Raw genomic sequence first — 10,731 nt, 5'->3', positions numbered from 1 at the left:
ATGAGCGCCGCCACCGCCCTCCTGGCGCCAGAGGAGTCCTCCTTTGCGCCGCTGCAGCAGGCCCGGCAACGGGCCCTGCACCCTGAGCTGGGCAACGCCCATGTGCGCTTCATCGGCCTGGGCAAAACCTATCCGGGGCAAACCGCCCCGGCGCTGGAAGGTATCGACCTGAACATCCAGCGCGGCGAGATCTTCGGCATCATCGGCCGTAGCGGTGCGGGCAAATCGTCGCTGATCCGTACCATCAATCGTCTTGAGCAGCCTAGCGCCGGTCGTGTGCTGATCGATCAGGTCGATATCGGCGAGTTCGATGAAGACCGCCTGGTGCGCCTGCGCCGGCGCATCGGCATGATCTTCCAGCACTTCAACCTGATGTCGGCCAAGACCGTGTGGCAGAACGTCGAACTGCCCCTCAAAGTCGCCGGTGTACCCAAGGCGCAACGCCAGCGCAAGGTTGCCGAGTTGCTGGAACTGGTCGGCCTTGAACAGAAGCACCACGCCTATCCCGCGCAATTGTCCGGCGGGCAAAAGCAGCGCGTCGGCATCGCCCGGGCGCTGGTTCACGACCCGGACATCCTCCTCTGCGATGAAGCGACCTCGGCCCTCGACCCGGAAACCACGGCGTCGATTCTTGAGCTGCTGCGCGACATCAACCAGCGCCTGGGCCTGACCATCATCCTGATCACCCACGAAATGGCAGTGATCCGCGATATCTGCCAGCGGGTGGTGGTACTGGAACGCGGACGTATCGTCGAACAAGGCGCGGTCTGGCAGGTCTTCGGCAATCCCCGCCACGCCGTCAGCAAGACCTTGCTCGCGCCCTTGCAAGCCGCCGTGCCGGCCACTTTGCAGGCCCGCCTGCAGCCGCAACCGGGCAGTGCCGAGGCGGCGCTGGTGCTGAACCTCAAAGTCAGCGGCACTGAGCGCCAGGCACCGGAGTTATCCACATTGTTCGCCAGCCTCGGTGGCCGGATCAGCTTGCTGCAAGGCGGTATCGAGTCGATCCAGGGGCGGCCGCTGGGGCAATTGCTGGTGTCGGTGGCGAACTCGCCGCACAGCCATGAACAGGTCATCGAACGTGCCCGGCAGTGGGCCACGCAGGTAGAGGTACTGGGTTATGTGGACTGATCGCTTGCTCCAGGGCGTACTCGATACCCTGTTGATGGTCGGGGTGTCGTCGCTGATCGCCCTGCTGGCCGGGATTCCGTTGGCGGTGATTCTGGTCACCAGCGGCAAGGGCGGGATTTACCAGGCGCCGACCCTGAACCGGCTGCTCGGGGCGTTCGTCAACCTGTTCCGCTCGATCCCGTTTCTGATCCTGATGGTCGCGCTGATCCCCTTTACCCGCCTGATTGTCGGTACCACCTATGGGGTCTGGGCGGCGGTGGTGCCACTGACCATTGCCGCCACCCCGTTCTTTGCGCGGATCGCCGAAGTCAGCCTGCGCGAAGTCGACCATGGCCTGATCGAAGCCGCCCAGGCCATGGGCTGCCGACGCTGGCATATCGTCTGGCACGTACTGCTGCCCGAAGCCTTGCCAGGCATCGTCGGCGGTTTCACCATCACCCTGGTGACCATGATCAACTCCTCGGCCATGGCCGGCGCCATCGGTGCTGGTGGCCTGGGCGATATCGCCTACCGCTACGGCTACCAGCGTTTCGACAGCCAGATCATGCTCACCGTGATTGTCATGCTGGTGGTGTTGGTGGCCTTGATCCAGCTGGGCGGTGACCGGCTGGCCAAGGGCCTGAACAAGCGCTGATTCCACAGGGCATCATTGAATCTGCTCAGGGGTAACAATCACCCAGTTCTTGTCCGCCGTCACCGGCAAGCCCTCTTTGGCCTGGGCGGCCGCGTTCTGGGCGATCATGCCGTTGAGCTGGTCCATGTACTTGGCTTTGCGGTTTATCCACAGGTGAATACCGCCCTTGCCGACATCGACACTGTGGAACTGCATGTAGCCGTCACTGGTGGGTGTATCGCCACCAACCAGTACCGGCTTCTTCCATTGATCGATGTAGGTCAGGATCGCCGCCTGTTTGCCCGCCATCCAGGTTGCCGGGGTCCATAGATAAGGGGTCAGTTCCAGGCCCAGGTTGGCCTGCGGGTCATAACTGCCCGCGCTGATCTGTTTGCGCGCGGTGGTCAAAGCGCCATTCTCGCGATCCTTGAGCAGCAGGCTGACACCGATGACATTCTGCGGTTTGACGTTGTAGCCGTATTTGGGGTCGGAGGCGACCATGCGCACCAGCTCTTCGGAGGCGGCGGTCATCACATACACCTCGATGCCGTTGGCCATCAGCTTGTTGAACAGCTCAGTCTGGCCGGTGAAGATTCTCGGCGGCTGCACCTCGATGGTCTTGACCTGATCGCCCTCGTAGTAGGTGCTGGGGATCGGTTTGCCAGAGGCCATCAGCTCATCGACATAGCCCTTGAGCTGCTTGAGGGTGAAGCCGGAAAACACCTGGGCAACCCAGGGATAGCAGACCATGTCGTCGATTTCACAGAGCCGGTAGTAGTAGCTGAACAGGCTCTCCTTGTGTTCGGCAGTGTCTTTGAAAGGCATCAGCTTCAACGACGGATCAAGCTTTTCCCGGCTGAGCAGGCCCTTGTTTTCCATGAACGGCAACAGCGACTCTTCGAGGTCGAAGCGATAGCTGGTGTTGTCCATGTCGAACACCGCGTAGTTACCCTGGTTGGCATTGGCCGCGATCATCGTGTCCAGCTGCCTGGCTGCATCAGCAGGCCAATGCTTGAGTTCACTGGCCCAGGTTTGGCCGGTCAGCAGCAGTGCCAGGCCGGCGGCGAGTACTTTCGGAGCAGACGTCATGTGCATTTCTCCAGAAAAGAGGCTCGCCCACGCTAGCCAAAGCAAAGGGCTGAGAACGACCTGACAACGACGCCAACACACTCCTCAGCGGCGTTGCACATGCCATTTGCGACATGCCTATATTCCAAAAACGACTATGCAAATTACCTTTTGATATAAATTCGTTCGTTTTCATGCTGTTAGCATTTCTGTTCGCAATCGCACACAGAGGCGATGCCCCCGCCTTTTCTCTGGAGCTTCAATGAATCTGCCGCTGTCACTCAACCTGCTGGCGTTCCTGGCGTTGCTGCTAGGCCTGGCTCAAACCCGTCATGGCAACTGGAGCCTGGCCAAGAAAGTTCTGGTCGGCCTGGTCCTCGGTGTGCTGTTCGGGGCTGCCTTGCATGCCATCTATGGCGCCGGTAACCCGATCCTCAAGGCCACCATCAGCTGGCTCGATCTGGTCGGTAACGGCTACGTGCAGTTGCTGCAGATGATCGTCATGCCGCTGATCTTCGCCTCGATCCTCAGCGCCGTGGCTCGCCTGCACAACGCCTCGTCGCTCGGCAAGATCAGCTTTCTGACCATCGGCACCCTGCTGTTCACTACGGCCATTGCCGCGCTGATCGGTATCGTCCTGACCAACCTGTTCGGCCTGACCGCCGAAGGCCTGGTTGCCGGCACCGCCGAAACCGCACGGATGCAGGCGATCCAGAGCGACTACGTGGGCAAGGTCGCCGAGCTGAATATCCCGCAGCTGCTGCTGTCGTTCATCCCCAGTAACCCGGTAGGCGACCTGGCCCGGGCCAAGCCGACCTCGATCATCAGCGTGGTGATCTTTGCCGTGTTCCTCGGCATGGCTGCCCTGCAGTTGCTCAAGGATGATGCGGAAAAGGGCAATAGCGCCCTGGCCGCCATCGACACCCTGCAAGCCTGGGTGATGCGTCTGGTGCGCCTGGTGATGAAGCTCACCCCGTATGGCGTACTGGCGCTGATGACCAAGGTGGTAGCCAGCTCGAACCTGGACGACATCCTCAAGCTCGGCAGCTTTGTCGTGGTGTCTTACATCGGCCTCGGCCTGATGTTCGTGGTGCATGGCGTGTTGCTGGCGATCAGCGGCGTCAACCCGCTGCGCTTCTTCCGCAAGGTCTGGCCGGTACTGACCTTTGCCTTCACCAGCCGCTCCAGCGCCGCCAGCATCCCGCTGAGCATCGAGGCGCAAACCCTGCGCCTGGGTATTCCGCAGTCGATTGCCAGCTTCGCCGCTTCGTTCGGCGCGACCATCGGCCAGAACGGTTGTGCCGGTCTGTACCCGGCAATGTTGGCGGTGATGGTGGCTCCGGCTGTGGGCATCAACCCGCTGGATCCGCTGTGGATTGCCACGCTGGTGGCCATCGTGACCCTGAGTTCGGCGGGCGTGGCCGGGGTGGGCGGCGGTGCGACTTTCGCCGCGCTGATCGTGTTGCCGGCCATGGGCTTGCCCGTCGAGCTGGTGGCGTTGCTGATCTCGGTTGAACCGCTGATCGATATGGGCCGTACGGCACTGAACGTGAATGGTTCGATGACGGCGGGGGCGATTACCAGCCAGATGCTCAAGCAGACTGACAAGTCAGTGCTGGAGACTCAGGAGCATGCGCAGCTGACGCATTCCTGAGGTGTTGTAGCGCCTTTTCGGGCCTCATCGCCGGCAAGGCCGGCTCCCACAGTGTCTGGCATGTGCTGGACCTGTGGGAGCCGGCCTTGCCGGCGATGCGTTCTTAGATCCTTTCCCAAACCTCGAAGTGATACGCCGGCTTGTCTCCCTCTGCCGGATTCTCCTGGCTCGACGCCAACGTCCACTGCGCCGCATCAAACTCAGGGAACCAGGCGTCCCCTTCCGGGCTCAATTCGACCCGCGTCAGGTACAGCCGATCCGCCAGACCACGCTCAATCGCCTGGGTATACAGCTGTGCGCCACCAATCAGCATCAGCTCATCGACACCCTGCGCCAGCGCCCACTGCTCGGCGCGCAGCATGGCCTCGTCGAGCGAAGCGAACACTTCGGCGCCTTCGAGCTGCAGGCCGGGCTGACGGCTGACCACCAGGTTCAAACGCCCGGGCAATGGCCGCCCCAAGGAATCCCAGGTCTTGCGCCCCATGATGATCGGCTTGCCCAGAGTGGTGGCCTTGAAATACTTGAAATCCCCCGGCAGGTGCCAGGGCATGCTGTTGTCGATGCCGATTACGCGGTTCTCGGCGAGCGCCGCGATCAGGCTGAGGGGAAGTGATGTTTTCATGTCGGCGAGGATAGCAAAGCCCGATCTTCGATGCCTGGGTTATGCTTTGGGCTGACTTGATCAATGGAAGACTGTGTGACTGCACTGACTGACCTGGACAAACGCTGGCTCACTGAGGCGGTACGCCTGCGCGAGGAACATGCAGGCCCCCTGGAGGATCAGGAAGCCAATCGCCGCGCCCGGCAACTGGGCGGCGACCTGCCGACGCGCATCGAACAGCGCGCCTTGTGGCTGGCCGAACGCGACGGCATGCGCAGCGCCCTGCAGCACTGGAAGCAAGGTGCGCGCCTGGCCCTGGCGCTGTTGTTGGTGCTGGCAATCTTCAGCGGTGCCGGCCTGGCCCTGGCCGCTCTGGGCGACAGCCAGCGCCCGGTAAATGTGTTCTGGGCGCTGGGCAGCCTGCTGGGTTTGAACCTGCTGTTGCTGGCCGGCTGGGCTGTGGGCTTTATCTTCGCCGGTGAGCAAGGCGCGACCTTGGGCAGGCTGTGGTTATGGCTCAGCGAGAAATTCGCCCGTAATGCCCAGGCTGCACATTTAGCCCCCGCCCTGCTGGTGTTGCTGCAACGCCAGAAACTCAATCGCTGGCTGCTCGGGCTGCTGGTTCACAGCTTGTGGCTGGTGGCCTTGGGCACAGCGCTGATGATGCTGCTGATTCTGCTCGCCACCCGGCGTTACGGTTTCGTCTGGGAGACCACCATTCTCGGCGCCGACACCTTCGTCGGCCTGACCCAGGCCCTCGGCGCCCTGCCTGCCTTGCTCGGCTTCAATGTGCCGGACATCGACATGATCCGCGCCAGTGGCGACAGCCAACCCGCGCTTGAACTGGCTCGCCAGGCCTGGGCCAGCTGGCTGCTCGGAGTGTTGCTGGTATTCGGCATCCTTCCACGTTTGCTGCTCGCCGCCTTGTGCCTGTGGCGCTGGCGCAGCGGCCGCAAGCGCCTGGGCCTGGACCTCAACCTCCCCGGCTACAGCCAGTTGCGCGAAGCGTTGATGCCCAGCAGCGAACGCCTTGGTGTCAACGATGCCGCGCCGGATGCCTTGCCGCAGATTATCCGTGGCGTGGGTGATGAACACAGCAACGGCGCCTTGCTGGTCGGCCTGGAGCTGGACGACCAGCGCCCCTGGCCGCCCGCCTTGCCCCCCACGGTCAGCGACGCCGGCGTGCTCGACAGCCGCGAGTCGCGCAACAAATTGCTCGAACAACTCAGCCGCTTCCCGCCAGCGCGCCTGGCCATCGCCTGCGACCCGCGCCGCTCGCCAGACCGCGGCAGCCTGGCGCTGCTTGCCGAACTAGCCCGCAACGCCGGCGCCACCCGCATCTGGCTGTTGCAGGGCCTGCCCGGCCAGGCCCTGGATGCCGATCGCCTCGGCGACTGGCATCAGGCGCTCGACCAGCTTGGGCTCGAGCACGCCGACAGCGCCCCGCTGAACTGGCTGGAGCATGGTCATGACTAAGCCGCTGAAACTGGCCGTGGTCGGCCACACCAACGTCGGCAAGACCTCGCTGCTGCGCACCCTGACCCGTGATGTCGGCTTTGGCGAAGTCTCCCATCGGCCCAGCACTACCCGCCATGTCGAAGGTGCGCGGCTGTCGGTGGATGGCGAACCGCTGCTGGAGCTCTATGACACTCCCGGCCTGGAAGACGCCATTGCCCTGCTCGACTACCTCGAACGCCTGGAACGGCCGGGCGAACGCCTCGACGGTCCAGCGCGCCTGGAACGTTTTCTTCAGGGCAGTGAAGCGCGTCAGCGTTTCGAGCAGGAGGCCAAAGTGTTGCGCCAACTGCTGGCCAGCGATGCCGGCCTGTATGTGATCGATGCCCGCGAGCCGGTGCTGGCCAAATACCGGGATGAACTGGAAGTGCTCGCCAGCGGCGGTAAACCGCTGCTGCCGGTGCTCAACTTTGTCGCCAGCAGCGACCACCGCGAGCCTGACTGGCGTGAAGCGCTGGCCCGGCTTGGCCTGCATGCGCTGGTGCGCTTTGACAGTGTCGCGCCGCCGGAAGATGGTGAACGTCGCCTCTACGAAAGCCTGGCGCTGATGCTGGAAAAATCCCGCCCGGCCCTGCAACGCCTGATCGACGATCAACAGGCTCAGCGCCTGGCCCGCCAGCTCAGCGGCAAACGCCTGATTGCCGAATTGCTGCTCGATTGCGCTGCCTGCCGCCGTAGCGTGGTGGCTGAACCAGGTGCCGAAGCAATCGCTATCGAAGCTTTGCGCAAGGAGGTTCGCCAGCGTGAACAGCGCTGCGTCGAGGCCTTGCTCAAGCTGTATGCGTTTCGCAAGGACGACGCCAGTGCCAGCGAACTGCCGCTGCTGGATGGGCGCTGGGGTGATGATCTGTTCAATCCTGAAACCCTTAAATTACTGGGCGTACGCCTTGGTAGCGGGGTGGCCGCCGGCGCGGCGGCGGGTGCCGGTGTCGACCTGCTGGTCGGCGGTTTGACCCTGGGCGCTGCGGCGCTGGCCGGGGCCATTGCCGGTGGTGCATTGCAGACCGCACGCAGCTACGGTTCACGCCTGCTGGGCAAGCTCAAGGGGCAACGGGAATTGACGGTGGATGACAGCGTGTTACGCCTGCTGGCCCTGCGTCAGCATCAGCTGATCCAGGCCCTGGACAGCCGCGGGCATGCGGCGATGGAGCGGATCAAATTGAGCGCGCCGCAGGAGCAGAGCTGGCGCGAGGGCAAGCTACCGGAAGCCTTGAGCAAAGCCCGGGCGCATCCGCAGTGGTCGTCGCTCAATCCCGGCGCGCGGCTCAATCAGGCCGAGCGCCAGGAGCAGATCGACTTGTTAGTGCAGGAGCTTTAGCGCCTTGGCCTTGAGCACATCCAGATCAATCACCGGCACATGCATCTCCTTGGCCAGCTCATCCCATTCGCGCATGCGCAGGCTCACCGTGCACAACGGATCGCGCTCGAAAGCATCGGCCTCAGCCTCGCTCATCACCCCACCCTGATACTCCAGGGTGCGCCGGCTGGCTTCGCTCAAGCGCTGGTAGTAGCCCGGTTTACGCAGCGTCAGATACCGCTTGGCCTCGACGTGGTATTGCACCAGTTTGGCCAGTCGCTCGCTGAAACCGCAGCGCAGCAGATAGTTGGCGCCAACCTGTTCATGGCTGACCACACCGTAACCACCCATGTCGCCTTCGGCCCCACCGCAGATGTGGCCGATATCATGGAAGAACGCCGCCAGTACCACTTCATCATCAAAACCTTCATCCAGCGCCAGCTGCGCCGCCTGGGACATGTGCTCCAGCTGCGACACCGGCTCGCCGATGTAGTCCTCATTACCGTGCTGCTGGTACAGGGCAAATATTTCGCTGACAACCTGTTCGGCCGTTCTCATCGTTATCCCCTCAAGCGTTTTCGTTGAACAGTCGAGCGATATGCCGCTCGGCCAGGGCCGGACCGACGCTCATGCCGACGCCACTGTGCATCAGCGCCGCGCTGATACCCGGCGCCACCTGCAACAGTGAAAACGGTCCGCGACCGCCAGAACCATAGACGCCCTGCCAGCGTTCGACCACCTCGATACGACCACCGAGGGTGTGCTCGGCCAGTTCGATCATCCAGTTATCGACCTGCTCGGCATTGAACGGCGCGACATCGCTGCCATAGGCATGCGAGTCACCGATGATCAGCTCGCCATGGGGCGTGGGGCTGATCAGCAAGTGAATGCCGTGCTTCATCAGGTGTGGACTGTCGCTAAGCAGTTGCGCCTTGAGGGCCTGGGCCTGAGGCAAGTCGGCGAAGGCGCCGTAATGCACGCAGCTCAGACCGGTCAGCAGGGCATGCTGCAGATTCAGGTTGAAACGCGGACGGGCACGCAGCATCTGCAAGCGGCAGACTTGCGGCTGCAGCTTGGCGATGGGTTCGGCGAGCAGGGTCTGATAGTCATGCCCGGAACAGACCACGATCTGCGCGGCGCTGAAATCGCCCGCAGTGGTCGAGACCTTTCCTGGCTCGATACCGCGAACCAGCGTGGAGAAATGAAACTGCACATCCAGTTCCTGCTGCAGGAAACGGATCAGTGTGGGAATGGCTTCACGGGAGTACAGCTGCTGGTCATCCAACCCGCGCAAGGCTGCGCGGTGGTGGCGGAACTGACCACCGTAAAGATCGTTGAGAGCCGCACCTGACAACAGCTCGACCTTGTAACCGTGCTCTACGGCCCGCTCGGCACAAAAGGCTTCCAGCAGTTCCTGTTCAAGGGCAGTACGGGCGAACAATAGCGAACCATTGCTCTTCAATTCGAAGCCGGCCTGACGCGACCAGTGCGCCCAGATCCCGCGACTAGCCTTGGCCAGATCGAGCATTTCACCCGGTGGCTGGCCGGTGACCAGCGCCTGGCCGAAGTTGCGTACCGAGGCCCCCAACGGGGTAGCGGTGCGTTCGAAAACACGGACCTTGAGGCCGCGCCGAGCGGCGGCGTAGGCATGGGAAAGTCCTAGAATGCCGGCGCCGACAATCAGTAGATCGGTCATTGGAAGTGTCCTTCAGAATTGGCGGTGAGCCTATCGCTGGCAAGGCCAGCTCCCACAGAGATCTCTACAGCACCTTGATCTTGTGGGAGCCGGCCTTGCCGGCGATGAAGCCAACCCGGTCTTACTGCTGCGCCACCTTCTCCGACTTGCCGTCATAGCGCTTGCGCCATTCGGCGAGGATGCTGTCGCGGTTCTGCGAGGCCCAGGCGAAGTCGTTCTTGATCAGGCGCTGTTCGTAGTCAGCCGGCAGCTCGGTCTGCGGCTTGGCGATACCCGGCTGAGCGAGCACGGCAAAGTTTTCCTTGTACAGCTCCATCGCTGCCGGGCTCGCCGAGAAGTCGGCCAGGCGCTTGGCGGCGTCTTCATGCTTGCTGCCCTTGAGCACGGCGGTGGCTTCGATTTCCCAGCCCAGGCCTTCCTTCGGCAGGACGATGTCCAGCGGCGCGCCCTGACGCTTGAGCTGCACGGCCGGGTATTCGAAGGAGATACCGATCGGGAACTCACCGGCCGCCGCCAGCTTGCACGGCTTGGAACCGGAATGAACATACTGGCCGATGTTCTGGTGCAGGCCGTCCATGTACGCCCAGCCCTGCTTCTCGCCAAAGGTCTGCAACCAGGCGCTGACATCGAGGAAGCCGGTGCCGGACGACGCGGGGTTCGGCATGACGATCTTGCCCTTGTACTCAGGCTTGGTCAGGTCCTGCCAGCTCACCGGCTTGGTCAGGCCCTGCTTCTCGGCTTCGATGGTGTTGAAGCAGATGGTCGCCGCCCAGACGTCCATGCCGACCCAGGCTGGCGGGTTGGCGGCATCGCGGTAGTTGCCGCCGATCTTGTCGAGATCCTTCGGGGCGTAGCTTTGCAGCATGCCCTGCTGGTCGAGGATCGCCAGGCTGGAAGCGGCCAGGCCCCACACCGCATCAGCCTGCGGGCGGTCTTTTTCGGCCAGCAGCTTGGCGGTGATGATGCCGGTGGAATCGCGTACCCACTTGATCTCGATATCCGGGTTGGCCTTTTCGAAGGCCTGCTTGTAGCTCTTGAGTTGTTCGGCTTCAAGCGCGGTATAAACCGTCAGCTGGGTGTCAGCGGCAGTGGCCTGCAGACTGAACGCAGTGAGGACGGCAGCGGCAAGAGCAAGTGGCTTGAACATGATGCGGTTCCT

At 62.8% G+C, this 10,731-nt stretch carries 10 protein-coding genes; 5 read left to right on the top strand and 5 right to left on the bottom strand.

The window, feature by feature from the left end; all coding sequences use genetic code 11:
- Together AC07OF_RS08340 and AC07OF_RS08335 are read left to right on the top strand one after the other, a co-directional pair.
- The gene (locus tag AC07OF_RS08340) at nucleotides 1–1,128 is read left to right on the top strand and encodes a methionine ABC transporter ATP-binding protein (RefSeq protein ID WP_495072759.1); all 1,128 of its coding nucleotides are present in this window, start codon (nucleotides 1–3) and stop codon (nucleotides 1,126–1,128) included.
- Entirely contained in the window at nucleotides 1,118–1,762 is a 645-nt protein-coding gene (locus AC07OF_RS08335) for a methionine ABC transporter permease (protein WP_342623897.1), read from the top strand. The genes AC07OF_RS08340 and AC07OF_RS08335 overlap by 11 nt, the downstream gene beginning before the upstream one ends.
- A gap of 12 nt (nucleotides 1,763–1,774) precedes the next feature.
- Here the strand turns inward: AC07OF_RS08335 and AC07OF_RS08330 are convergent, their stop codons facing one another.
- Nucleotides 1,775–2,830 (bottom strand): HAD family hydrolase, encoded by a 1,056-nt coding sequence (locus AC07OF_RS08330; protein ID WP_157190780.1) that lies wholly within the window; start codon nucleotides 2,828–2,830, stop codon nucleotides 1,775–1,777.
- A 241-nt stretch (nucleotides 2,831–3,071) separates the two neighbouring features.
- Between AC07OF_RS08330 and AC07OF_RS08325 the strand changes: the two genes are divergently transcribed.
- Nucleotides 3,072–4,463 (top strand): L-cystine transporter, encoded by a 1,392-nt coding sequence (locus tag AC07OF_RS08325; RefSeq protein WP_476446365.1) that lies wholly within the window; start codon nucleotides 3,072–3,074, stop codon nucleotides 4,461–4,463.
- A 103-nt stretch (nucleotides 4,464–4,566) separates the two neighbouring features.
- On the opposite strand, the gene AC07OF_RS08320 is transcribed toward AC07OF_RS08325, so the two are convergent.
- On the bottom strand, nucleotides 4,567–5,085 hold the full coding sequence (locus tag AC07OF_RS08320; RefSeq protein WP_157190778.1) for a dihydrofolate reductase: 519 nt from the start codon (nucleotides 5,083–5,085) through the stop codon (nucleotides 4,567–4,569).
- A 63-nt stretch (nucleotides 5,086–5,148) separates the two neighbouring features.
- On the opposite strand from AC07OF_RS08320, the gene AC07OF_RS08315 reads away from it, so the two are divergent.
- Together AC07OF_RS08315 and AC07OF_RS08310 are read left to right on the top strand one after the other, a co-directional pair.
- A complete protein-coding gene (locus AC07OF_RS08315; protein ID WP_495072758.1) occupies nucleotides 5,149–6,540 on the top strand; it encodes a DUF2868 domain-containing protein in 1,392 nt (463 codons plus the stop codon).
- Nucleotides 6,533–7,897, top strand: coding sequence for a GTPase/DUF3482 domain-containing protein (locus tag AC07OF_RS08310; protein ID WP_495072757.1), 1,365 nt, complete (start codon nucleotides 6,533–6,535; stop codon nucleotides 7,895–7,897). Before AC07OF_RS08315 ends, AC07OF_RS08310 begins: the two co-directional genes overlap by 8 nt.
- On the opposite strand, the gene AC07OF_RS08305 is transcribed toward AC07OF_RS08310, so the two are convergent.
- From AC07OF_RS08305 to AC07OF_RS08295, 3 genes are all read right to left on the bottom strand, one after another.
- Nucleotides 7,880–8,434: a phosphonate degradation HD-domain oxygenase gene (locus AC07OF_RS08305; protein ID WP_157190775.1), complete on the bottom strand. Its 555-nt coding sequence runs from the start codon at nucleotides 8,432–8,434 to the stop codon at nucleotides 7,880–7,882. The genes AC07OF_RS08310 and AC07OF_RS08305 overlap by 18 nt on opposite strands.
- A 10-nt stretch (nucleotides 8,435–8,444) precedes the next feature.
- A complete protein-coding gene (locus AC07OF_RS08300) occupies nucleotides 8,445–9,572 on the bottom strand; it encodes a TIGR03364 family FAD-dependent oxidoreductase (RefSeq protein ID WP_476446362.1) in 1,128 nt (375 codons plus the stop codon).
- A gap of 121 nt (nucleotides 9,573–9,693) precedes the next feature.
- Nucleotides 9,694–10,719 (bottom strand): putative 2-aminoethylphosphonate ABC transporter substrate-binding protein, encoded by a 1,026-nt coding sequence (locus tag AC07OF_RS08295; protein ID WP_038605526.1) that lies wholly within the window; start codon nucleotides 10,717–10,719, stop codon nucleotides 9,694–9,696.
- Nucleotides 10,720–10,731 lie beyond the last annotated feature (12 nt).

The sequence above is a fragment of the Pseudomonas sp. GW821-FHT10B02 genome (assembly GCF_059415665.1).
Note: the sequence above shows the minus strand (reverse complement) of the source record. Positions and strands in the feature narration are given on the sequence as shown.

Coding starts and splice junctions, on each gene's coding strand:
- AC07OF_RS08340 (WP_495072759.1), top strand. CDS start 1: ATGAGCGCCGCCACCGCCCTCCTGGCGCCAGAGGAGTCCTCCTTTGCG.
- AC07OF_RS08335 (WP_342623897.1), top strand. CDS start 1,118: ATGTGGACTGATCGCTTGCTCCAGGGCGTACTCGATACCCTGTTGATG.
- AC07OF_RS08330 (WP_157190780.1), bottom strand. CDS start 2,830: ATGACGTCTGCTCCGAAAGTACTCGCCGCCGGCCTGGCACTGCTGCTG.
- AC07OF_RS08325 (WP_476446365.1), top strand. CDS start 3,072: ATGAATCTGCCGCTGTCACTCAACCTGCTGGCGTTCCTGGCGTTGCTG.
- AC07OF_RS08320 (WP_157190778.1), bottom strand. CDS start 5,085: ATGAAAACATCACTTCCCCTCAGCCTGATCGCGGCGCTCGCCGAGAAC.
- AC07OF_RS08315 (WP_495072758.1), top strand. CDS start 5,149: ATGGAAGACTGTGTGACTGCACTGACTGACCTGGACAAACGCTGGCTC.
- AC07OF_RS08310 (WP_495072757.1), top strand. CDS start 6,533: ATGACTAAGCCGCTGAAACTGGCCGTGGTCGGCCACACCAACGTCGGC.
- AC07OF_RS08305 (WP_157190775.1), bottom strand. CDS start 8,434: ATGAGAACGGCCGAACAGGTTGTCAGCGAAATATTTGCCCTGTACCAG.
- AC07OF_RS08300 (WP_476446362.1), bottom strand. CDS start 9,572: ATGACCGATCTACTGATTGTCGGCGCCGGCATTCTAGGACTTTCCCAT.
- AC07OF_RS08295 (WP_038605526.1), bottom strand. CDS start 10,719: ATGTTCAAGCCACTTGCTCTTGCCGCTGCCGTCCTCACTGCGTTCAGT.